Raw genomic sequence first — 23955 nt, forward strand, 5'->3', positions numbered from 1 at the left:
GATGGATTTTAGATGTTAAAAATTCCGTCAAAGGTACTAAAAGAAAAAAGGATTTACAGATTAATAATTACAAGATATTTTAATTGAGGAATTGAAAATAAAGAGCCAGAATTTCTAGTTTATCGCAAAAGGAGCGGCAAATTTGAAAGTAGGAATATCCACCTCAAACTCCTCAGTGGAAGTAAAGTTTACCATATGATAATAGCCTCTCATTGCACCTATTGGTGATGCCAACAAACATCCGGAGCTATAGGTGTGGGATTTGCCAGGTTTGATGACAGGTTTCCTGCCGATTACACCTTCACCATCTATGGTCTCCATTTCTTTAAGCGCATCGAAAATATCCCAGTGCCTGGCGGTAAGCTGAACAGTGTCCTTACTTTGGTTTTCTATGGTAATGGTGTATCCGAAGGCATAGTGCATTTTGTAGTTTTTAAAAAATGTACCTTCAAAAGTGGTTTGCACCGACACTTTAATTCCCTTTGTGATTTGAGTAAACATATACTAATAGGTAAAGACACTTCCCGTAAACAATACAATCACCACAAATAATGCCAATAGGGTGAACATCGTGTTCAGAAAGAGATATTTTATGATCGTTTTAACCCTTCCCTGCCCGTAAAACCTTCTCATGGACTTGTACAGATAAAAACCGAAAATCAGCAAAAATATCCCTGCACTTGCCGTGTTGAAAATAGTATCTATTATCAGGCTAAGGATGAGCAAGATAAATAATAAAGACTGGTTGTGGAAACTAAAGATAAGATGATCGGTGTAGGTGTATTTTTTTCTGGTGTACACCATCCAAATGAAAACTGTAAAGATCGGAAGAAAGAGAAAAATGACCAATGGTAACTTGGCTATCGTATTGTTTAAGTAGGTGCCAGGTTGTGCAATTGCTTTTAAAGAACTCTTAGATCCATTAAAGGCCATTTTATTTTTCCATGTTTCCCTTGCACCATATTTTTCCTTCGCTTCTTCAAAGGTCTTAAGGGAATCCTTTTGTAAAAAGGTAAAGAAAAACTCCATTCTTGCCATTAAACTTGCTGATTCCCCTTGTTGGAGTTCCTCAAAGTACTTTCTAGGATTGGCCAGCATAAAAGAATCTTTTTTAGCTTCCTCTTTCAAACCTTGGTTTATGATCGATCCCAATGAATCCAAATTTTGTACCCCTGGAATAGGGATATTTTCCAAATTTCTTAGCGAATCGAGATTCCCCAACGCTTCCTCCGCCTGTTTTTGGGTGTCAACACTATCTGTCGTATTGAAAGAATAGCTTAGAGGGCCCGTCTTTTCAATTCTATCTTTAAGGCCAATGTCATCCAGGTTGGCGAAACTGTTGTTATAAGTGACCATTAGGAAGTATAGAAAGGCCAGGCTCAATAAAAACCGGAATGGGTTGGTATATGAAATCCTTTTGCCCTTTATATAGTCCTTGGTTATTGTTCCAGGTTTGACCAAAAGAGCATACAATGTCTTTAAAAGCTTGGAATCGTAATTAATTAAACTCGAGAAAAACTCGTCCCAGAAATCTTTTAGCGCCAGTTTTTTGGTGCTATTCGCTTGCGAGCAGTTAGGACAATACTTGTCACTGATATCTAAAGGATGTCCACAGTTGTGACATTCGGTGCCCCTAAACTTAAGTTCGTAGCGTCCTTTGGTAAATAAGCTTGGTTTGTTGGCCATTTCCCTCTCAGGATTTGCCGCTAAAGATAATTAATTGCTAATATTTCTGGAGTTGACCGAACCTATACCTATTATACTATCATATAAATCTCCGAAGTTGCGATAGTAAACCAGAATAAGATAGTTGTTTTCCGTAAAGTGAAAATTGCCCGAGACCAAGTTCATATCTGCCTCGGCTCCCTCTCCAACAACAACGTATTTGTAGTTGTAAAAACCTTGCTTGATAGGATAGATGAGCTCAAACTTGCCGGATTCCTCATTAAAGGTCATTCGATTTTCTTCGGTCAGGTCATAATTATTGAATTTACCCACAACATAAACCTGATCTAGGCCTATTTCATTTGTATAGGGCAAACTAAAATGGATGTTTGTGTATTCCGCCTCTCGTGATACATCATCCCCTTGCAAGGTCCGAACCACAAAATCCCCGTTTATATCCGGAAAATAAGTATAAGGACGATCGTATCGAAACTCATTGGTGAAAAGGTAATGATGATATAGATCTTTGAACTCCACTTTAGAAATTGCAAAGGTGGGAGACCTGAGGTCCTTGGTGTCGAAGTTCAAGAATTCATTGCCCCCATAAAAACTGGTTTCCTGATCGTATTTATATACCAATTCGGTTCCCAAGGTGAACTGCGGTTTTACATTGTAAAGTGCTGTTGGCCAAAAATGGTTTTGTATAATGGCCACCTTTACTTCCCTTTTTGGATTGACCACGGGGAATCCGGCGGTGTTAATATAAAATTGCACCACCTGTTTTTCATTTAAAAAATTGAAATCCCTAGAACGTTTTACCTCCCCTCTAACGGAAACCAAGTCACGATACACCACAAATCTGCGCGAAAATTGAAGGTCTCCATGCATATTGTAGATCTCTATCAGGTAATTGCCACTGACCCTTAATCTAACATTCTCATTGGGTATGGACAATCGGTAGTTGGAATAGGGTTGTAGCGTAGTATAGCTGTTTTCGTAATCAATGATGCGTTGATTGTCGGCTCCAACCAGGTATTGTGATTTTAAAAGCTGGGAAGGGGTCCAATCGTAATCGCAATGGATGATTTTATAATAATAATCTTGTTCGCTGGCTGTGAGGTCATCAAATTCCAATGTAATTGACTCTCCTAGCATAATTACCGGGAATTGATCCTCGGTTGGCCCCTTAAAAACGATGGTCTTGATATTTTCTGGTGGATTAACTTCTTCCTGGACTTGGGCGAAGGCTCCCGAAATAACAAAACATAATAGGATTTGTTTGATCATTGAACGCATTTAAAGCGTATTTTTAAGGTAAAGGTAAACAAAAAGTATGCCTGACAAATTTAGCTCGATGTAATCCCATTTTTATGGTCAAATAATTATGAAAACAATCGTTTTAGTGCTAAATTTGCGCGAATTTTGATAACAAAAGGTCTACAACAATATGTCTAAAGACATCCGGATTAAAAAAGGGTTGAATATCAACCTTGTCGGGGCAGCAGAACAGACTACTTCCAAAGCCGTTTTAAGTAACGTATATGCCCTTAACCTAGATGATTTTCACGCAATAACACCAAAAATGTTGGTAAAACAAGGCGCCGAGATAAAAGCTGGTGAACCTTTGTTTTACAATAAGAACAAGGAGGAGATGCTTTTTGTTTCCCCGGTCAGTGGTGAATTGGTGGAAATTGTTCGTGGAGCTAGAAGGAGAATATTGACACTAAAGATTTTGGCCGATAAGACGCAAGAGTATGTCGAGCACAAAACATTGGATGCTTCATCCGATGCTAATGCAATCAAGGAGTTGTTACTTAAATCCGGTGTTTGGCCATTTATAAAGCAACGGCCTTACGATATCATTGCAAATCCGGATGATACCCCTAAGGCAATTTTTGTTTCAGGATATACAACTGCACCTTTGGCGGCTGACGCGGATTATGTGTTGAATGGTAAAGATGCAGAGCTTCAAGCTGCGATAAATGCCCTTGGCAAGTTGACTCCGGGCGAAATCCATGTTTCCGTTGGGAAGTCGAATAACTCACCTTTGGCAAATTTGGATGGAATAACCTTGCATAAGGTTTCTGGACCACATCCTGCGGGATTGGTGGGAACCCAAATCAACAAGATTGACCCTATCAACAAGGGAGAGGTTGCATGGACCATTGCTCCCCAAGATTTGATCATTATAGGAGAGCTTTTGCTGACTGGTAAGTTCAACGCAGAGCGCACAATTGCTTTGGCAGGTTCTGTCGTAAAAGCTCCAAAATACTATACCACTAAAATCGGAACTGAGATATCTACCTTCTTATATGCAAGTGGGGTGAATGAAGATAAGTTCAGACTGATCAACGGTGATGTCCTAACCGGTTCAAAGACCCATCCTGAAGGATACCTAGGGTTTTATAATAACACGGTTACGGCAATTCCTGAAGGGGACGACTATGAATTCTTTGGATGGAACAAACCTATTTTCAACAAAATATCAACCACTAGGGCGCTTACTTTTTCATGGATGCAGCCCAAAAAGAAATACGACCTTACTACCAATACCAATGGTGAACACAGAGCCTTTGTGGTTACAGGTCAATACGAGCAGGTTTTTCCATTGGATATTTACCCGCTACAGCTGTTAAAGGCATGTATGGTGAAGGATTTGGATGAAATGGAACAATTGGGATTGTATGAGGTGGCGCCGGAGGATTTTTCCCTTACGGAGTTCATATGTATCTCCAAGCAACCACACCAACAAATTATTCGAGAAGGATTGGATTTATTACATCAAGAAATTGGATAACACATGGGATTGAAAGAAAAGTTACATAAGACCAAACTGAAGTACCAGGGCAAAAAAATGGCCCCGGCCTTCAACGCAATACACACTTTTTTATATGCTCCCAATGAAACTACCCATTCTGGGTCGCATGTAAGGGGCGCTGACGATTTGAAGCGGACCATGAATACGGTAATTATGGCATTGGTGCCATGTTTGCTGTTCGGAATGTTCAACACAGGATATCAGCACAATGCTGCAATCAATGGATTTCCGGAAAGTTTTTCATTGTTCGAGCACTTTCTGACATGGGATAACTTCTGGTTGGGCTTGATTACCATTTTACCGCTGGTAATTGTCTCTTATGGTGTTGGATTGGCGGTAGAGTTCGTTTTTGCAGTAATCAAAGGTCACGAAGTGGAAGAAGGCTACCTAGTGACTGGAATGCTTGTACCGCTTATTGTACCTGTAGATATTCCACTTTGGATGTTGGCTGTAGCAGTTGTTTTTGGTGTTGTTATCGGTAAAGAAGTGTTTGGAGGTACAGGAATGAATATCCTAAACCCTGCACTGACCATTCGAGCCTTTTTGTTCTTTGCCTATCCTACTTGGATGAGTGGGGACAAGGTTTGGGTACATGGCGCTGTGGATGGTGTTACCAAAGCCGGTTCAACCGATGCTATTTCGGGAGAAACTGTGCTTGGATATTTGGCACAGGGCAATACTGATATTTCATATTCACTTTCCGATATGTTCTATGGATTTATCCCCGGTTCTGTTGGTGAGACATCCACCTTGTTGATTCTTTTAGGTGGTTTGTTCCTGATTTTTTCAAAAATAGCCTCATGGCGAATCATGGTAAGCGCTGTATTAGGAGCCTTGATCATGGGATTGATTTTCAATGGAGTTGTTACCGCTGGATGGATTCCAGAGTATAGCAAGTTTTACACTTTGATGAACTTTGAATTCTGGCAACATTTGTTGGTAGGAGGTCTGGCCTTTGGTATTGTTTACATGGCAACGGATCCAGTAACTGGTTCCCAGACCAATCGAGGAAAATGGATTTATGGCTTTTTGATTGGATTCCTATCTGTTATGATCAGGGTATTCAACCCAGGATATCCGGAAGGAGTTTTCTTGGCCATTCTGTTGATGAATGTCTTTGCACCGACCATTGATCACTATGTGATACGAGGCAATGTGAAAAGAAGATTGAAAAGATTGAGGAACGCTACCATCTATCCAAAAACATCTGGCGAAGTGGAAGCATTAAAAACGGAAACAGTTTAATTATGGCAGTCAATACAGAAAAAAATAGCTACACCGTAATTTTTGCGGTCATAATGGTGGTCATTGTCGGCTCCCTTCTAGCTTTTTTGGCCTCTGGTCTTAGACCAAGGATTGATGAGAACGAACGTTTCGAAAAGCAGCAGAACATTCTTTATGCAATGGGTGTGAGCCATAATGAAGATGCGGGAAGCGTTAATTTCATTCCAACAAATGTTGTTGAGGAAGAATTTTCCAAATACATAAAAAAACAGCTGGTTGTTGTTGGTTCAGAAACCAAGGAACGTGATGAAGCGTACCTGATTGACATGAAAAAACAACTGAACATTATCAAAAATGGTGATGAGGCCGAGTTACCACTGTTCATCGGAGAAAAAGATGGAAAGCAATTTTACATCATCCCCATGTATGGAAAAGGCCTTTGGGACGCTATTTGGGGATACATTTCCTTAGATGAGAACATGGTGGTTCAAGGCGTGGTTTTTGACCATAAAGGTGAAACACCTGGATTAGGTGCGAATATCAAGCTTCGCTACTTTATGGATGATTTCACGGGAGAATCTGTTTTGGACGGAAACCGTATTTCGGGAATCGCTGTCATCAAAGGTAATAACGACCCCCTGAACAATGACAAGGAAGACAACGAAGTCGATGCCTTAGCTGGAGCTACCATTACAGGAAATGGAGTTTCCGCCATGATCAAGGAGACATTAAAACTTTACAAACCTTATTTAGAAACAATTAGAACCAAATAATATGGGGCTACTTTCAAAAAAAGATGCAAATCTAATATTAGATCCATTAGCGGATAACAATCCTATCACCATACAGGTATTGGGTATCTGTTCTGCATTGGCGATTACGGCTGAACTCAAAGCTTCTGTGGTGATGTCACTTTCGGTGTTGTTCGTGCTTGGAGTTGGGAACGTGGTAATTTCTTTGTTGCGTAACGTGATTCCATCAAAAATTCGAATCATCGTTCAATTGATTGTGGTTGCTACCCTTGTTATTGTGGTCGACCAGGTATTGAAGGCTTTTGCATACGAACTGAGCAAAACTTTGGCAGTATTCGTTGGACTGATTATCACCAACTGTATCATTATGGGTCGATTTGAGGCCTTTGCCTTGGGGAACGGACCTTGGAAATCCTTTTTGGATGGAATAGGTAACGCTCTTGGATACGGAGTGATTTTAATTATTGTTGGCTTTTTCCGTGAACTTTTAGGTTCAGGAACATTATTTGGAATTCCAGTATTGGGAGATCCGATTGAAAAAACTGGATTGTACGCAACCGGATATGAGAACAATGGTTTTATGATTATTCCACCGGCAGCTTTGATTGTAGTTGGGATTATCATTTGGGTACAGCGTTCAAGAAATAAAGCATTAATAGAAGAAGCATAAAAGATTAGGGTATGTTAGAGCATGTAGAATTGTTTTTTAAGTCGATCTTCATAGATAATATGGTCTTTGCGGTCTTTTTGGGAATGTGTTCCTATTTGGCCGTATCCAAAAAAGTATCCACAGCTGTCGGATTGGGAGCAGCGGTAATCTTTGTTTTGGCTGTTACCGTTCCGTTGAACTGGTTGTTGGATCAATACCTATTGCGTGACGGAGCCTTGGTTTGGTTAGGCCCGGAATACGCAGATTATAACTTGAGCTTCCTGTCTTTCATCCTGTTTATTGCAACCATTGCCACCATGGTACAATTGGTTGAAATTGTGGTAGAAAAGTTTTCTCCGGCCCTTTATAACTCTTTGGGGATTTTCTTGCCGCTGATTGCTGTGAACTGTGCCATTTTAGGAGGTTCACTTTTTATGCAAGCAAGGGAGATTCCTTCCTTGGGATTGGCATTAAACTATGGCGTTAGTTCAGGAATCGGTTGGTTCTTGGCTATTTTGGCCATTGCCGCCATCCGTGAGAAGATAAGATACTCCAATGTTCCAGCTCCACTACGTGGATTGGGAATTACCTTCATCATTACTGGTTTAATGGGTATTGGATTCCAAAGTTTTGGTGGAATGTTGACAGGTGATAACGAGCCGCCCGAGGAAGTTGAGACAACTACCGCGGAAAGCATTGAAGAAAAAGAAATTAAAAAAGAGATTGAAGACGACGAAAAAGCAGTCTCTTATAACGAAGTCATAAACGAATAAGCATGATTTTAGCCACAAGTACTGGAGGTACTATTCTAATTACCGTTGTAGCATTTTTGGTGCTATTATTATTGTTGGTAGCCTTGTTGCTGTTCACCAAGGAGAAGTTGTCCCCGTCAGGACCGGTAACCATAACCATCAATGGTGAAAAGCAAATTGAGGTAGCTTCTGGAAATTCTTTATTGACAACATTGGGTAATCAAAAGGTGTTTTTACCATCTGCCTGTGGTGGAGGTGGAACCTGTATACAGTGTGAATGTCATGTACTTTCTGGTGGAGGAGAGGCGCTGCCTACGGAAACTCCCCATTTCTCCAAAAAGGAATTGAACCATGGAGCACGTTTGGCTTGTCAGGTAAAAGTGAAGCAGGATATGGAAATTACCATTCCTGAAGAAGTTTTTGGTATCAAAAAATGGGCTGCGAAGGTGGTTCGTAATTACAATGTGGCTTCGTTTATCAAGGAATTTGTTGTTGAGATTCCTGAGGAAATGAATTATAAAGCGGGAGGATATATCCAAATTGAGATTCCGCCTTGCGAAGTGAAGTACTCGGATATTGATATCACTGCGCACCCTGAAGAGCACGAAACTCCAGATAAGTTTCAGAACGAATGGGATAAATTCAATTTGTGGCCATTAGTAATGAAAAACACAGAAACAGTTGAGCGTGCCTATTCTATGGCTTCTTACCCAGCCGAGGGGCGCGAGATTATGTTGAACGTGCGTATTGCAACTCCGCCATGGGATCGTTCCAAAAACGGATGGATGGATGTAAACCCTGGAGTTGCATCATCTTATATATTCGGCTTAAAACCTGGTGATCCTGTTACTATCTCAGGTCCGTTTGGTGAATTCTTCATCAATGAATCAGAATCTGAGATGCTGTACGTAGGAGGTGGAGCCGGTATGGCCCCAATGCGTTCGCACCTATATCACTTGTTCAAAACACTAAAGACCAATAGAAAAGTTACCTATTGGTATGGTGGACGTTCCAAGAGAGAACTCTTTTACATTGATCATTTCAAGCAATTGGAAAAAGAATTCCCGAACTTCAAATTCTATATGGCACTTTCCGAGCCTTTGGAAGAAGATAACTGGAAGGTGAAAGAAGATATTGATTCGGAAGGAGATGGTTTCGTTGGATTTATCCATAATTGTGTTATCGACAATTATTTAGACCATCACGATGCACCTGAGGATATTGAACTTTATTTCTGTGGACCACCGTTAATGAACAAAGCGGTTCAAAAAATGGGTGAGGATTTCGGAATCCCGGATGAAAACATCAGGTTCGACGACTTTGGTGGATAAAAATTGATTATGTCACCTCGAGCGCAGTCGAGAGGTAAACCAATACACCTAACCGATGCGAAAGTGTCGGTTTTTTTATGGAGCAACGAAGGGAATTAACGGAGCAAGAATTACATAACCTAGCAATGAATATTGTGGGGAGGCAGTTGGAAGCTGATGGCTACGAATTTATGGCTATAAACAGCAAACCCAAAAAGAACCCCCAATACGTTTGTTTGAAGGAGAAGGTATTGCATTTTATCGTGGTTCGAAATGTGGAGTTTCCGAATAATCCAAAGGATTATGATCTCGAGCTGATGCTGAAGGTGAAGGACCATGCTATAAAATTTGAAGCTCGAACATATTTTGCTGGTGTTGGGCTCTCAAACGCCTCAAATAGGGAGTTGCCCGTGTATTTAAATGAAGAGTATATCGTCGATTACCAAGGGTTGATAGAAATTTAAAAATGAGAAAACTAGTTTTTGTATTAGCCAGTGTGCTTTTGTTTGGATGCGCGCAAGGACCAATGATAAAAAATCAGAATGTTGGCAATGCCTTAGGCACCACGTATTCCATCATCTATGTTACTAATGAGGAATTGGATTTTCAAATGGAGATCGACTCTGTTTTTCAGGTGATAAACCGATCGATGTCAACCTATATTCCAACCTCCGATATCTCAAAAATCAATAGGGGAGACTCTACCATTGTTGTGGATCAGATGTTCAAGGAGGTTTTTGAGACTTCAACACAAGTTTACAAGACTTCTAACGGCTATTTTGACCCGACTATTGGGGTTTTGGCCAATGCTTGGGGTTTTGGCCCTGGTGAACAGATTGAACTCGATAGTTTGAAGGTGGATAGTTTGTTGAGTTATGTTGGATGGGATAAAGTAGCATTGAATACCGACGGAACTATTTCCAAATCCCACCCCGAAATCCGTTTTGATTTTAATGCCGTGGCAAAGGGATATAGCATAGACCGACTTGGAGCGCTGTTGGATGCCAAAGGAATTGAAAACTATTTAGTGGAAGTAGGTGGAGAGGTCTTGACCAAAGGGAGGAATCCAATTTCACAGAAAAAGTGGTCTGTGGGCATTGATGATCCCCAAGTAGAAACAGGAAGGCAGCTTAAACGGATTGTGTCGCTGGAAGACAAGGCCATGGCTTCTTCCGGAAACTACAGAAAGTTTAGGATAGACCCTGACACTGGAAAGAAATATGTGCATACCATAGACCCCAAAACAGGCTATACCAAAACCTCCAACGTCTTGGCAACAAGTGTGGTGGCCAGTACTTGTTCGGAAGCAGATGCCTATGCCACTGCTTTTATGGCCATGAATTTATCCGCTTCCAAGGAATTGCTAGAGAAAGAGACCTCCTTGGAAGGATATATCATCTATTTGGATCATGAAGGAAACGCCAAGGAGTTTATGACCCCTGGTTTTGAAAAGTTGATCAAGGAATAATTATTTTGAGACCAACGGAATGATTTCCCCTTTGGCCAATCGATACTTTTCAATGTCGTCAGTGGAGAGCTTAGCGGTATAGTCCACTTCTTCAACCTTAAAACCAATTGCTCTAAGTTTGTCAAAGTAATCCCTGCCATAAATTCGGACATGATCATACTGTCCAAAAATTTTAGCGCGTTCTTTTTTATCGGTTATGGAATCGTCCTCAAAGGTTTTATCTCTTTTTAGATCTTGAGGAATTTGAAAAATACCCCAGCCTCCGGGTTTTAAAACCCTAAACAACTCTTGCATGGCCTTTATATCATCTGGGATGTGCTCTAGGACATGATTGCAGAGAATCACATCGAAGGAATCATTGTCAAATGGAAGATCGCAGATATCCGCTTTTACATCCGCCAATGGAGAATTTAAGTCGGTAGTAGTATAGTCAATGTTGTTTAGTTGCTTGAACCTTTTGTAAAATGCCTGTTCCGGGGCAAAATGTAGCAAGCTGAGGTTTTGGGTAAAGAAATTCGTTTCGTTTTTCAAAAACAACCAGAGCAATCGATGTCTTTCTAAAGAAAGGGTAGAAGGGGAGAGCACATTTTCCCTTGGATTTTCATATCCATATGGAAGAAAAGTTCGAAAACTTTTACCATCAATGGGATCTACATGCTTTTGCCCTCTTAAAAAAAGCGCAATCAACGGTCTCACCCAATAACTCAACTTAATTAGCCAAGGTCTAGGAATGAGGTTTAGAAAATATTTAAAAATGTTTGACATATATTATGCTGACACGAATTACGCTAATTCTCACAAATGTTAAAGTAATACTCTTTTATAACACAAGCTGTCTTGGCCAAAATTAATAAGTAATCCGAGTTTGAGTTTTGAAACTGCCAAATAATTAAGAGTTTGTTTTACATGACTACTTGTTAACATTTGTACAGCTTTCAGTTCCAGAATTATTTTGTTGTCAATAACGAAATCAGCAAAATAGTTCTGCTTAAGTAACTTGCCTTTGTACTTAATTGGATATTGCATTTCTTTCCGATACGGAACACCATTTTCTTTTAGTTCAAATTCCAATGCTTCACCATAAACAGCTTCATTGAATCCTTTTCCTAATTCAGTATGGATATCCATACAAAGACCGATAATAAAGTAAGATTCATGTTTATATAATACCTCTTTAGCCATAGTCGATATGATTTATTGATTTTAAAGAGGTCGACTTTGTGTAATTCGCGAAATTCGTGTCAATCTAATTTAAAGTGCGAGCTTCTGACTTTTGAACTCGGCTTCCTCATCACTTTTAATACCCAAGGCATCATATATGTATTGAAATGTTGATAAAAGCTCTGGTTTTCCATCAACCAATGCCACATCATGCTCAAAATGGGCACTTGGTTTACCGTCGGCAGTTAAGATGGTCCAACCATCTTTAAGTTGTTTTATCCTTCGGGTACCCATATTGATCATGGGTTCGATAGCAACCACCATTCCATTGACGAATTTTTTCCCACGGCCACGCTTTCCGTAGTTTGGCATTTGAGGATCTTCATGGAGCTCGGTTCCCAAACCGTGTCCCACAAGTTCACGCACAACCCCATAACCATGACTTTCGCAATAGTGTTGGATGGCATATCCTACGTCACCAACACGATTCCCTTCTTTGAAAGCCCTTATACCTACATAAAGGGATTCTTTGGTAACGCGAAGTAATTTTTTAGTTTCTTCGGCAACTTCGCCGACTTCAAAAGTATAGGCATGATCACCATAGTATCCATTTTTTAAGGCACCACAATCGACGGAAATAATATCTCCTTCCTTTAAAGGTTCGGTATTTGGAATACCATGGACGACCTGGGCATTAGGACTCCAATTTAAGGTGTTTGGGAAGTCGTACATACCTAGAAATCCAGGTTCTGCTCCTTGCTCTCTTATAAAGTCTTCAGCTAATTTATCTAGGCGCAAAGGATTAGCACCAGGCTTGATTTCCGAAGCCAACATTCCTAAGGTTTTGGATACCACCAATGCGCTTTCACGCATCAACTCAATCTCCTCTGCAGTCTTAATTTTTACCATGGGAGCAAAGATACACTGAAATCAGTTAATGGCCCTGTTTCCTAACGATTGATGCCAGCTTAAACCAATGATTTTTGCGTCATTAGCTCTGGTTGTTCAATGCCCAAAAGCTTTAAAATTGTAGGTGCAATGTCACCCAAAACACCATCTTGAATTTCTGTGATTTCTCCATCGACCAAAATGAGCGGAACTGGATTGGTAGTATGCGCTGTATTGGGACTTCCATCCGGATTGATCATTGTATCACAATTTCCATGATCCGCTATTACGATGGTTGAATAACCATTCTCCAAACCAGTTGTAATGACATCACGGGCACATGTATCAACTGTTTCACAAGCTTTTATAGCTGCCTCCATGACTCCGGTATGCCCTACCATATCAGGGTTTGCGAAATTTAGACAGATAAAGTCGGTTTCACCTGTTTTCAATTCGGGAACTATGGCATCGCGTATATCAAAAGCACTCATCTCCGGTTGCAAATCGTAGGTTGCTACCTTTGGAGAAGGACATAGAATGCGTTTCTCCCCATCGAAAGGTTCTTCCCTTCCACCATTGAAGAAAAAGGTAACATGTGGGTATTTTTCGGTCTCAGCGATTCGAATTTGCTTTTTACCATGTTTTGCCAGAACCTCGCCAAGCGTATCCTTGATGTTTTCTTTGTCATAAACGACCTTGATTCCTTCGAAAGAATCGTCGTAGTTCGTCATGGTAACATAATACAGATTTAATTTATGCATGTTTTGCTCATGAAAGTCTTCTTGACTAAGCACCTGTGTTAATTCACGACCTCTATCTGTTCTAAAGTTGAAAAAGATAATAATGTCACCTTCAGAAATTTTAGCAATGGGAGTGTTGTCCTCATTCGTCAGCACTAAAGGTTTGATGAATTCATCCGTGGTACCTTCGTCATAGCTTTTTTGCATGGCTTCGGATATATCGGATACTTTCTCGCCAATATTGTTCACCAAGACATCATAGGCCAATTTTACCCTTTCCCATCTTTTATCGCGATCCATGGCATAGTATCGTCCCACCACGGTTGCCAATTTTGTGTTCTTGTCAGAGCAATAGTTGTTCACATCCTCAAGAAAACCCTTACCACTTTTGGGGTCAACATCCCTTCCATCTGTAAAGGCATGAACATAGGATTTTTGTACACCACTTTCATCTGCTGCTTTGATCAAAGCTTTTAAGTGATCCACATGGCTATGAACTCCTCCATCACTTACCAGACCTAAAAAGTGAACTGATTTGTCATTGCTTTTTGCATGCTTGAAGGCGCTGTTCAAGACCTCTTCGTCTTTTAAAGTGTCTTCTTTGACCGCTTTGTTGATTTTAGCTAAATCTTGATAGACAATTCTACCGGCACCAAGGTTCATATGTCCGACTTCACTGTTACCCATTTGGCCTTCAGGAAGACCCACGTTCATACCATCGGTGAGAAGATTGGCATCGGCGTATTTGCCATATAATGAATCTATGAATGGAGTGTCGGCCTGTTCTATTGCGGAAACTTTGGGATCTGGTGATTTTCCCCAACCATCCAGAATCATAAGAATCACTTTTTTATCCATGTTCGCTGAATTAAGCTCCAAAAATAACTTGATTTGGCTGGATGCGCCAGTATTCGGGCTAATTTCTGCCTCAGGATTTGTTAATTATTTATGTTAAAAAATGAGGCCTTGTTAAAATTTAGTTATTTATCTGTTAATGCTGTAACATTTGGCGTCGTAGGCAGTCTATTTTTATAGTAGTTAATCATTAATCAAAAATTATTCATCATGAAAAAAACAATCCTAACCGTAGCTGCGGCCTTTATGTTCGTGGTTACAGGCGCTTTTGCCACCGAACCAGAAACTTTTGTTAAAGACGATTTGATTGTTACGGCAATCCCTGATGAACTTAGCTCTTTTTGCAAAGCAATCTTAAAGGGCGACGTTGACACGGTCAAAAAATTAATCGAACTCGGCGAAGATGTAAACAAAAAATCGATGGGTATGGCTCCCATTCATTTTGCGGCCCGTTACAACAAAGCTGAGATTTTGGAATTGCTCATCGAAAATGGAGCGGATGTAAAAAAACGTTGCGATAAAGGATACACTGCCAAAAGATATGCAGAGTTGTCCAATGCCACAGCAGCCTTGGATATTTTAAAATCGGCTATGAAAAAATAAGGAAGGGGTTTATTCATCCAAATTAAAAAAGCCCGTCCATTAAGGACGGGCTTTTTTCTCATTTACTTATATAGTGTCCGTGTAAAAGAGTATTTCTTCTTTTAAAAATCAAATCCTGTAATGACCCGGTACAAAAATGCATAAAGGGCCATGGTCAATAAAATACCACAAAAGATTGTGTATCCTTTCAATAATACAACCACAAAACTTGGTCTGCAGTTATCGAATGCCTCCGTATAGAGTTGCTTAAAATGTAATAGTGTTCCCATTGTTCTCTAATTTAATAGCACAAATGGGGTTAAGAAGGTCTTGGTGATCTGGGGTTGGACAAAGGTAATCAAAACAGGATAAAGCCCATTTTTAATCGATAAAGCGCCGATTCTATCGACCTCTATATTTTTCTATGGCTTCTTGGATTTTTTCAATTCTATTTTCGGGGTCGGGATGTGTACTTTGAAATTCAGGTACTCTATTTGGTCCTGCGGCCGCCTTTAATATTTTCATAACCTCGATCATCTCGTAAGGGTCATAACCCGCCTGGATCATAAATAAAACCCCAAGTTCGTCACTTTCGAGTTCGTCCCCTCGTCCATTTTTGAGCAAGGTATTCTGGCCTATGCCACTTACCAATCCTCCCATATCACCACCTACCGATGCTCCCATAGTGAGCGTTTGCCAAAAACTACTTTCCGCAATTCGTTCTGCGGAATGTCTTCCGATCACATGGGCTATTTCATGACCCAAAACACCTGCAAGTTGTGCTTCTGTCAATTTGGAAAAAAGGGCATATGTGATAAAACATTGTCCGCCTGGAAGGGCAAATGCATTGATGGTTCTATCGTCGGCAAGCAGATGAAAATCGTATTCATAAGGTGTTTCACGAGCGATACTGCTTCTTACTAATTTTTGCCCTACGGCATCAACCAAAGCTTGCATTCTTTCATCGGGATAAAGCCCACCATGTTGCTGGGCCATTTCGGGAGCACTTTGTAAACCAATGGCTATTTCTTGTTCGGCAGACATGTTGATGTTCTGAACTCTGCCCGTATATGGATTTTCTTGCTTGTTATTGCATCGCTGAATAAATGCAAAGGCCACAATGGCCAATCCGATCAGGATTCGGATTTTCCAACTTCCTCTTCTCATGGTGTTAGTGTTCTTGAGGAATCAAGTTACAAAAAATGCGCTATAAAAGAACTGGGTTGATATCCAAAATGTTATCCTGAATGTAGGTCCTTAGAAAGCCAGAGGTAAAGTGTTCACACCCCAAAAAATCTTGGTACTGAAGTTGTTTTAGAATATTCACTTTTCTAAAAGCGGTTAACATGGGTATGGAAATAGGGGCATAGCTATAGTGCCAAGGCTCGTATTTAAAACCTCGTCGCTTAGGCTCATCGGTATACACTAGGTAATACCCAAATTTTTCTGAATTCTCATCGAGCCAAAGCTTAAAATCTTCAAAAGGGCCACCTGCCTCAAACTTTTCGGGTACCAGGACGTCTCCAGTTACTTTTGGATAGCCATTAATGATATCGATATCGGTACCCCAATGATGTCTACTGGTTCCTGGGATAGTGGAGTATTCTATGATTTTATCAATTGCGTCCAGTGGTTCCATTCCATCATCTTCAGTGAAACGGAGATATTTTCGTTCCCAAATGCCTTCCTGACGATAAAAATCCCTAAAACTGGAGACCATTTTGATATCAAATCCATCCGTATAGGCAGCTTTCTTCATTTTTACAAAAGCTTCATAAGCTTCTTCGCGTAGATTGATTCCTTCACCAAAGAGATCTATATCAGCTTTTCCCATTAATTCATCCACAGAATAATCTGTGGTTGATTGCAAAGGAAAAATAGGAGGGAAGGCGCATGCCATACTTGTTATGGAAGCTGTTTTTATGAAACTCCTTCTTTTCATGAAATAGATTTATTGGGCAAGTTAAGAAGTATTTTGGAACGTATCGTGCAGTTTTTGGTATTTAGCATTTACTCTGAAATGTAAAGATACCCTTGGAATTTTTGTCTTAACTCAACTACCGTAAGCGTATAAAAATAAATTCCAGATGATAGGCCAGTATCTCTGGATATTACTAGGTTACGGTTAGAAACACCATTGAATTCGTTGGCGTAGTTCAGCTTGGAATATACCAAAACGCCATATCTATTGTATACATTTAAAAGATTATTGGGGAAGTTTTCTATGCCATCAACAATCAAATTGTCATTGATGCCATCACCATTTGGCGTTAAAAAGTAGTTGTCAAGCTCCAGCACGGTAAATGGCTCAAGTATGCCATCCGAACCTCCTAATGTCAATATTTCATAGTTGTTAGGTACAAACGCTTCCGAAGTGATACTTCCAATTTGCAAATTACCACTGATGGCTGAATTGCCAAGCTGTTCCCAGCGGTTTTCAGTTTTGCTCCAACCAACAACCGTTAAATTATCCATTGTGTCGGTCAATTGGCCAACGTTACTATTTAAGTCCCATGTCAGGGTAACCACAGAACGCTGGCTGCTCTCCAATTTCCAAAACTCAAGCTCACTTATTTGGAGGTCATCGAACTCTTTGTTAGCTGTGTCAAATTGCTGGGTTATTGATATCGGGTTGTTGGGATTTTCAAAGAAATAAGCACATCTGACTAGATTGTTAGGAGCTATTGAGGTTAATGTAAGATATCTTAACCGTTGTCCATCTCCAATTGGGAAAGTAACTATTTCCTTGTTGGTGGCTCCGGAATAACCGTTGACATGTGCTAAATCACCTGCTCCGGTATCAAATGCACTTCCCATAAAATTAAGGTAGCTGCCAGAAGTGTCCTTAGCAGTCAAAACATCACCTATAATAAAATTGGCGTTATTGGTAACACCAACCCAAGTATTCAAAAGTAAACCTTCATCGGTTACAATTTCAATGTCCTCAAAAATAGGACTGGATGATCCGGAAATAGTTAAACGAAGAGGACTGTAAAATCCAGTTAATCCGAGGTTATTTTCAAAGATTCCATCATTGATCAAATCAATATGAAAACCTACAGAAGCATTCGTGTGAAACTGGAGGCTGCCAAAATTATGCACTGCGTCCTGCCCACACAACAATGATGTAAAAGTTAGTATGAACCCTAGCAAAATTGGTTTGGTATAGATTTTTGTTCTCAACATATACACCTCAAGGTTTGATATTGAACCACGCATGTTCCGTTTGTAATTACCCAATATTTTTTAATCCCTCATTATTTGCTGCCACTCCACGCCATCACTTTGCAGAACATAGCAGCCTCCATTACGAATTTGAGTGCTATTTCCCCCATTATCAGTCCTGTAACGTGTGCAAGATCTGTTGCTTCCTGAATAATTTTTAATGATATAGACTCGGCCTTGACAAGTATTTGCATTCGGTAGGGTTATGTTCGGAAAGCCACCGGTCATTATGACTGTATAATGGTCTTCTGTTAGCGTGATACTGCTGGTGATTCTTAAAATTGCCATCGACATGGATCCGTTGACTTGTAAGGTCGAATTCGCCATTTGACCTGTGTTTACACCCACTCTGGGTTTTGCATTTAAAGAATTTGAACTCCCTTGAATTCTAAATAGCTCTTTCAGCTGCTGATCTCTATAATCGAAGCGTTTAAAAAGAAAAGGTTCGGCGCCATCATCGGCAATGATAAACTCCAATTCTCCATTGTTGGAAGTTCCGTTGGAGCCAATTTCAAAAAAATCGGTACCTGCGGCACTACCTTTAAGTCTAAAATTTCCCTCACTATTTGTGAAGAACATCGGTTTGTAAAAGGCTGCTGCATCCGCTTGAAATTGAAGGGCTGAGACTCCGTTGTTGCCTTTGACATAAGTGAGATATTGATTGCCATCTGTATAATCGAGATAATTTTGAACCAAACCAAGTGTTTGGCGTCTTCCAAACTCCAGCATACTAACATTGTTAGATCTGATATCCATACTGACATCATTCGTTGTTCCTAAAAATGACCCATTATTACCTACATTTCCTGTCAGAAGCCAATTTGAATTTGAAGTGGTCACCCAGTTGCTCCCATCGAAAATAAATAATTGGCGCGAGTCTGTGTTGAACAGCATTTGTCCTTGTTGCATGCCGGTAATAGCATTTATTTCTGAAGTGCTTCCAAGAGTAAGACTGAACAATAGTCCTGCCTCTAATTGAGTATAAGAAACGTTGAACGTTAATACTAAGCCTAATAGCGTGATTACTTTCTTCATGACTGTCTATAAATCTAAAACGGTAAACATAAATTCGGAATTAAACCTAAATCGGTTACCGGCTCCATTATCATTGTCACCAATAATAACCTCAAAACCTGCTGGAGTTTGATTGTTATAGGATATTCCGGGGTCATCATTTCCTGCTCCGCCTCTTCCAGGCTGAGTCAATTGTATGATATAGTTTGCATCCGATACCAATCCAGCTGGTAGATTAACCCTGTAACGACCATTTCCACCCAATTTGGTAACCGTAATACCCGGAGTTGCCCTTACTACGGATCCATTAGAGGCAATTTTTCCAAATGCCTTAATTGGACTTTCATAATATGCACCTCCATTGGCTCCGACTGAGATGCTGTTGTCGGTTTCGGCTCCTACGACATTGGCAGTTTGATCTGTTCCATTTTCATTGGTATAGGTTATTACGCCAGTTCCATTGTTCTGTGATAGGTTGGTTACTGTTTCGTCAACCGACCCTCCACCATCACTTAAGGTTATGGTGATGCCTGATTTGCTCAAAGTCTGTACAGGTCCCGCTGGTCCGGGAGGTCCTTGTTCACCAATTGGTCCTTGTTCCCCTATGGGTCCCTGCGGACCTACTGGTCCTTGGTCGCCTATAGGTCCTTGTGATCCTTGCAATCCAACCGGTCCTTGGTTCCCATCGGGTCCTTGATTCCCTACAGGTCCTTGTAACCCTACCGGTCCTTGTGGCCCCTGGTTCCCATCAGGTCCCTGGTTTCCGTCGGGTCCTTGTAACCCTACCGGTCCTTGCGGTCCCTGGTTTCCGTCAGGCCCTTGGTTCCCGTCAGGCCCCTGGTTCCCTATTGGTCCTTGTGGTCCTTGGTTCCCATCGGGTCCCTGGTTTCCGTCAGGTCCTTGATTTCCTACTGGCCCTTGTGGTCCCTGGTTCCCATCCGGTCCTTGGTTTCCATCCGGTCCCTGGTTCCCATCAGGCCCCTGGTTTCCTACAGGTCCTTGTAACCCTACCGGTCCTTGTGGCCCCTGGTTTCCGTCAGGTCCCTGGTTCCCATCCGGTCCTTGGTTCCCATCGGGCCCCTGGTTTCCATCCGGTCCCTGGTTCCCTATTGGTCCTTGTGGTCCTTGGTTCCCATCCGGTCCCTGGTTTCCGTCAGGTCCTTGATTTCCTACTGGCCCTTGTGGTCCCTGGTTTCCGTCCGGTCCCTGGTTCCCATCCGGCCCCTGGTTTCCGTCCGGCCCCTGGTTCCCATCCGGTCCCTGGTTTCCTATTGGTCCTTGCGGTCCCTGGTTCCCATCCGGTCCCTGGTTCCCTATTGGTCCTTGTGGTCCTTGGTTCCCATCCGGTCCCTGGTTTCCGTCAGGCCCTTGGTTCCCATCCGGTCCTTGGTTTCCATCCGGTCCCTGGTTCCCATCGGGTCCCTGGTTTCCTATTGGCCCCTGTGGTCCGACAGGTCCCTGGTTACCGTCAGGTCCTTGGTTTCCGTCTGGTCCCTGGTTCCCATCAGGCCCCTGGTTTCCGTCGGGTCCTTGTAACCCTACCGGTCCTTGCGGTCCCTGGTTCCCATCGGGTCCTTGATTTCCTATTGGCCCTTGCGGCCCCTGGTTTCCGTCGGGTCCTTGTAACCCTACCGGTCCTTGCGGTCCCTGGTTCCCGTCAGGTCCTTGGTTCCCATCGGGTCCTTGGTTTCCATCCGGTCCTTGGTTCCCATCCGGTCCTTGGTTCCCATCCGGTCCCTGGTTTCCTATTGGTCCCTGGTTTCCGTCCGGTCCTTGGTTACCGTCAGGCCCCTGGTTCCCGTCGGGTCCCTGGTTTCCAACCGGTCCCTGGTTCCCATCGGGTCCCTGGTTTCCTATTGGTCCTTGTGGTCCCTGGTTCCCATCAGGTCCTTGTGGTCCCTGGTTCCCATCCGGTCCCTGGTTACCGTCCGGTCCTTGATTTCCTATTGGTCCCTGTGGTCCCTGGTTCCCATCGGGTCCCTGGTTTCCATCAGGTCCCTGGTTCCCATCCGGTCCTTGGTTCCCATCGGGCCCCTGGTTTCCATCGGGTCCTTGATTTCCTATTGGCCCCTGTGGTCCGACAGGTCCCTGGTTACCGTCAGGTCCTTGGTTTCCATCAGGTCCTTGGTTTCCATCAGGTCCTTGGTTCCCATCGGGTCCTTGGTTTCCGTCCGGTCCCTGGTTCCCATCGGGTCCTTGGTTCCCATCGGGTCCCTGGTTCCCATCGGGTCCTTGGTTCCCATCCGGTCCCTGGTTCCCATCAGGTCCCTGGTTCCCATCGGGTCCTTGGTTTCCTACAGGTCCTTGTAACCCTACCGGTCCTTGTGGCCCCTGGTTCCCATCGGGTCCCTGGTTTCCGTCAGGTCCTTGATTTCCTACTGGCCCTTGTGGTCCTTGGTTCCCAGCGGGCCCCTGGTTTCCTATCGGCCCTTGTGGTCCCTGGTTTCCGTCGGGTCCCTGGTTTCCATCAGGCCCCTGGTTCCCATCAGGCCCTTGATTTCCTATTGGTCCTTGCAGCCCCACTGGTCCTTGCGGCCCCTGGTTTCCGTCAGGTCCTTGGTTTCCATCAGGTCCTTGGTTCCCATCGGGTCCTTGATTTCCTATTGGTCCTTGCGGTCCCTGGTTCCCATCGGGTCCCTGGTTCCCGTCGGGTCCCTGGTTCCCATCGGGTCCCTGGTTACCGTCAGGCCCCTGGTTTCCTATTGGCCCTTGTGGTCCCTGGTTCCCATCGGGTCCTTGGTTTCCGTCCGGCCCCTGGTTCCCATCAGGTCCTTGCGGTCCCTGGTTCCCATCCGGTCCTTGCAGCCCCACTGGTCCCTGGTTCCCATCCGGTCCCTGGTTTCCATCGGGTCCCTGGTTCCCATCGGGTCCTTGGTTTCCGTCCGGCCCCTGGTTTCCATCAGGTCCTTGGTTCCCATCGGGTCCCTGGTTCCCATCAGGTCCTTGGTTCCCGTCCGGTCCCTGGTTACCGTCGGGTCCCTGGTTTCCTATTGGCCCCTGTAGTCCGACCGGTCCCTGGTTTCCGTCAGGCCCTTGGTTCCCATCGGGTCCCTGGTTCCCATCGGGTCCTTGGTTCCCATCCGGTCCCTGGTTCCCATCAGGTCCTTGATTACCGTCGGGTCCTTGGTTTCCGTCGGGTCCTTGTAACCCTACCGGTCCTTGCGGTCCCTGGTTCCCATCCGGTCCCTGGTTCCCATCGGGCCCCTGGTTTCCATCAGGTCCTTGATTTCCTATTGGTCCCTGTGGTCCTTGGTTCCCATCCGGTCCCTGGTTTCCGTCGGGTCCTTGTAACCCTACCGGTCCTTGTGGTCCCTGGTTTCCGTCAGGTCCTTGATTTCCTATTGGCCCTTGTGGTCCCTGGTTCCCATCGGGTCCCTGGTTTCCGTCCGGCCCCTGGTTCCCATCCGGTCCCTGGTTTCCGTCCGGTCCCTGTGGTCCTTGGTTCCCATCGGGTCCCTGTGGTCCTTGGTTCCCATCGGGTCCCTGGTTTCCATCAGGTCCCTGGTTCCCATCCGGTCCTTGGTTCCCATCCGGCCCCTGGTTTCCATCGGGTCCTTGATTTCCTATCGGTCCTTGTGGTCCCTGGTTCCCATCGGGTCCTTGGTTCCCGTCAGGTCCTTGTGGTCCTTGGTTTCCTACGGGCCCTTGTGGTCCCTGGTTCCCATCTGGTCCCTGGTTTCCGTCGGGTCCTTGATTTCCTATTGGTCCTTGCGGTCCCTGGTTCCCATCGGGTCCTTGATTTCCTATTGGTCCTTGCGGTCCCTGGTTCCCATCGGGTCCTTGGTTCCCGTCAGGTCCTTGTGGTCCTTGGTTTCCATCCGGTCCCTGGTTCCCATCCGGTCCCTGATTTCCGTCAGGTCCTTGGTTTCCTATTGGTCCTTGTGGTCCCTGGTTCCCATCCGGTCCTTGGTTTCCGTCGGGTCCCTGGTTTCCTATTGGTCCTTGTAACCCTACCGGTCCTTGTGGCCCCTGATTTCCTATTGGTCCCTGTGGTCCCTGGTTCCCATCCGGTCCTTGGTTTCCATCGGGTCCTTGGTTTCCGTCAGGCCCCTGTGGTCCCTGGTTTCCTACTGGTCCTTGGTTCCCATCGGGTCCCTGGTTCCCATCGGGTCCTTGGTTCCCATCCGGTCCCTGGTTTCCGTCCGGTCCCTGGTTACCGTCAGGCCCCTGGTTTCCTATTGGCCCTTGCGGTCCCTGGTTTCCATCCGGTCCCTGGTTCCCATCGGGTCCTTGGTTCCCATCCGGTCCCTGGTTTCCATCCGGTCCTTGGTTCCCATCCGGTCCCTGGTTTCCATCCGGTCCTTGATTTCCTATTGGTCCCTGGTTCCCTATTGGTCCTTGTGGTCCTTGGTTCCCATCCGGCCCCTGGTTCCCATCGGGTCCCTGGTTTCCTATTGGCCCCTGTGGTCCGACAGGTCCCTGGTTACCGTCAGGCCCTTGGTTCCCGTCTGGTCCTTGATTTCCTATTGGTCCTTGTGGTCCCTGGTTTCCATCCGGTCCCTGGTTTCCATCCGGTCCCTGGTTTCCGTCCGGTCCTTGGTTACCGTCAGGCCCCTGGTTTCCTATTGGTCCTTGTGGTCCTTGGTTCCCATCCGGTCCCTGGTTTCCGTCGGGTCCCTGGTTCCCATCAGGTCCTTGGTTCCCATCGGGTCCCTGGTTTCCATCCGGTCCTTGGTTCCCATCCGGTCCCTGGTTCCCATCGGGCCCCTGGTTTCCATCAGGTCCTTGATTTCCTATTGGTCCCTGTGGTCCCTGGTTCCCATCCGGTCCCTGGTTTCCGTCGGGTCCTTGTAACCCTACCGGTCCTTGTGGTCCCTGGTTTCCGTCAGGTCCTTGGTTTCCATCAGGTCCT

General features: G+C 43.9%; 22 protein-coding genes. 9 read left to right on the forward strand and 13 right to left on the reverse strand.

The window, feature by feature from the left end; genetic code table 11:
- Window positions 1–114: 114 nt before the first annotated feature.
- The 3 genes from apaG to ACULLH_RS06560 are packed head-to-tail and all read right to left on the reverse strand — an operon-like array spanning window position 115 to window position 2961.
- Window positions 115–501 (reverse strand): Co2+/Mg2+ efflux protein ApaG, encoded by a 387-nt coding sequence (gene apaG, locus ACULLH_RS06550; protein WP_454087921.1) that lies wholly within the window; start codon window positions 499–501, stop codon window positions 115–117.
- Between the two features lie 3 nt (window positions 502–504).
- Entirely contained in the window at window positions 505–1686 is a 1182-nt protein-coding gene (locus ACULLH_RS06555) for a DUF3667 domain-containing protein (RefSeq protein WP_454087922.1), read from the reverse strand.
- 30 nt (window positions 1687–1716) lie between these two features.
- The gene (locus ACULLH_RS06560) at window positions 1717–2961 is read right to left on the reverse strand and encodes a type IX secretion system plug protein (protein WP_454087923.1); all 1245 of its coding nucleotides are present in this window, start codon (window positions 2959–2961) and stop codon (window positions 1717–1719) included.
- Between the two features lie 151 nt (window positions 2962–3112).
- Here ACULLH_RS06560 and ACULLH_RS06565 point away from each other — a divergent pair, with 151 nt between their 5' ends.
- The 8 genes from ACULLH_RS06565 to ACULLH_RS06600 all read left to right on the forward strand — a co-directional run bounded on the left by ACULLH_RS06565 (window position 3113) and on the right by ACULLH_RS06600 (window position 10638).
- On the forward strand, window positions 3113–4462 hold the full coding sequence (locus ACULLH_RS06565; RefSeq protein WP_454087924.1) for a Na(+)-translocating NADH-quinone reductase subunit A: 1350 nt from the start codon (window positions 3113–3115) through the stop codon (window positions 4460–4462).
- Window positions 4463–4465: 3 nt separating this feature from the next.
- Entirely contained in the window at window positions 4466–5728 is a 1263-nt protein-coding gene (locus tag ACULLH_RS06570; RefSeq protein WP_454087925.1) for an NADH:ubiquinone reductase (Na(+)-transporting) subunit B, read from the forward strand.
- Window positions 5729–5730: 2 nt separating this feature from the next.
- Window positions 5731–6480: a Na(+)-translocating NADH-quinone reductase subunit C gene (locus ACULLH_RS06575; RefSeq protein WP_454087926.1), complete on the forward strand. Its 750-nt coding sequence runs from the start codon at window positions 5731–5733 to the stop codon at window positions 6478–6480.
- Between the two features lies 1 nt (window position 6481).
- On the forward strand, window positions 6482–7129 hold the full coding sequence (locus ACULLH_RS06580; protein ID WP_420321799.1) for an NADH:ubiquinone reductase (Na(+)-transporting) subunit D: 648 nt from the start codon (window positions 6482–6484) through the stop codon (window positions 7127–7129).
- 11 nt (window positions 7130–7140) lie between these two features.
- Complete coding sequence (gene nqrE, locus ACULLH_RS06585; protein ID WP_454087927.1) at window positions 7141–7881, forward strand: NADH:ubiquinone reductase (Na(+)-transporting) subunit E; 741 nt, start codon at window positions 7141–7143, stop codon at window positions 7879–7881.
- Between the two features lie 2 nt (window positions 7882–7883).
- Window positions 7884–9191, forward strand: a complete 1308-nt coding sequence (gene nqrF / locus ACULLH_RS06590) for an NADH:ubiquinone reductase (Na(+)-transporting) subunit F (protein ID WP_454087928.1) — start codon at window positions 7884–7886, stop codon at window positions 9189–9191.
- Between the two features lie 77 nt (window positions 9192–9268).
- Window positions 9269–9634, forward strand: a complete 366-nt coding sequence (locus ACULLH_RS06595) for a Na(+)-translocating NADH-quinone reductase subunit F (RefSeq protein WP_454087929.1) — start codon at window positions 9269–9271, stop codon at window positions 9632–9634.
- Window positions 9635–9636: 2 nt separating this feature from the next.
- Complete coding sequence (locus ACULLH_RS06600) at window positions 9637–10638, forward strand: FAD:protein FMN transferase (protein ID WP_454087930.1); 1002 nt, start codon at window positions 9637–9639, stop codon at window positions 10636–10638.
- Here ACULLH_RS06600 and ACULLH_RS06605 read toward each other — a convergent pair whose 3' ends face one another.
- From ACULLH_RS06605 to gpmI, 4 genes are all read right to left on the reverse strand, one after another.
- The gene (locus ACULLH_RS06605; protein WP_454087931.1) at window positions 10639–11403 is read right to left on the reverse strand and encodes a class I SAM-dependent methyltransferase; all 765 of its coding nucleotides are present in this window, start codon (window positions 11401–11403) and stop codon (window positions 10639–10641) included.
- A 39-nt stretch (window positions 11404–11442) separates the two neighbouring features.
- A complete protein-coding gene (locus ACULLH_RS06610; RefSeq protein WP_454087932.1) occupies window positions 11443–11820 on the reverse strand; it encodes a GxxExxY protein in 378 nt (125 codons plus the stop codon).
- Between the two features lie 69 nt (window positions 11821–11889).
- Window positions 11890–12708, reverse strand: a complete 819-nt coding sequence (gene map / locus ACULLH_RS06615) for a type I methionyl aminopeptidase (protein ID WP_454087933.1) — start codon at window positions 12706–12708, stop codon at window positions 11890–11892.
- A gap of 59 nt (window positions 12709–12767) precedes the next feature.
- Window positions 12768–14285, reverse strand: coding sequence for a 2,3-bisphosphoglycerate-independent phosphoglycerate mutase (gpmI, locus tag ACULLH_RS06620; RefSeq protein ID WP_454087934.1), 1518 nt, complete (start codon window positions 14283–14285; stop codon window positions 12768–12770).
- A gap of 207 nt (window positions 14286–14492) precedes the next feature.
- Between gpmI and ACULLH_RS06625 the strand changes: the two genes are divergently transcribed.
- Window positions 14493–14885: an ankyrin repeat domain-containing protein gene (locus tag ACULLH_RS06625; protein WP_454087935.1), complete on the forward strand. Its 393-nt coding sequence runs from the start codon at window positions 14493–14495 to the stop codon at window positions 14883–14885.
- Window positions 14886–14986: 101 nt separating this feature from the next.
- On the opposite strand, the gene ACULLH_RS06630 is transcribed toward ACULLH_RS06625, so the two are convergent.
- From ACULLH_RS06630 to ACULLH_RS06655, 6 genes are all read right to left on the reverse strand, one after another.
- Entirely contained in the window at window positions 14987–15154 is a 168-nt protein-coding gene (locus tag ACULLH_RS06630) for a DUF6747 family protein (protein ID WP_454087936.1), read from the reverse strand.
- Window positions 15155–15266: 112 nt separating this feature from the next.
- The gene (locus ACULLH_RS06635) at window positions 15267–16031 is read right to left on the reverse strand and encodes a M48 family metalloprotease (protein WP_454087937.1); all 765 of its coding nucleotides are present in this window, start codon (window positions 16029–16031) and stop codon (window positions 15267–15269) included.
- A gap of 40 nt (window positions 16032–16071) precedes the next feature.
- The gene (locus ACULLH_RS06640) at window positions 16072–16806 is read right to left on the reverse strand and encodes a M15 family metallopeptidase (RefSeq protein ID WP_454087938.1); all 735 of its coding nucleotides are present in this window, start codon (window positions 16804–16806) and stop codon (window positions 16072–16074) included.
- 68 nt (window positions 16807–16874) lie between these two features.
- Window positions 16875–18050, reverse strand: a complete 1176-nt coding sequence (locus ACULLH_RS06645; RefSeq protein WP_454087939.1) for a gliding motility-associated C-terminal domain-containing protein — start codon at window positions 18048–18050, stop codon at window positions 16875–16877.
- Between the two features lie 60 nt (window positions 18051–18110).
- Complete coding sequence (locus ACULLH_RS06650; RefSeq protein ID WP_454087940.1) at window positions 18111–19124, reverse strand: hypothetical protein; 1014 nt, start codon at window positions 19122–19124, stop codon at window positions 18111–18113.
- A gap of 6 nt (window positions 19125–19130) precedes the next feature.
- Window positions 19131–23955, reverse strand: a 4825-nt coding sequence (locus ACULLH_RS06655) for a hypothetical protein (protein WP_454087941.1), incomplete at its 5' end; no start/stop codon positions are given.

The sequence above is a fragment of the Flagellimonas sp. 2504JD4-2 genome, from assembly GCF_053642935.1.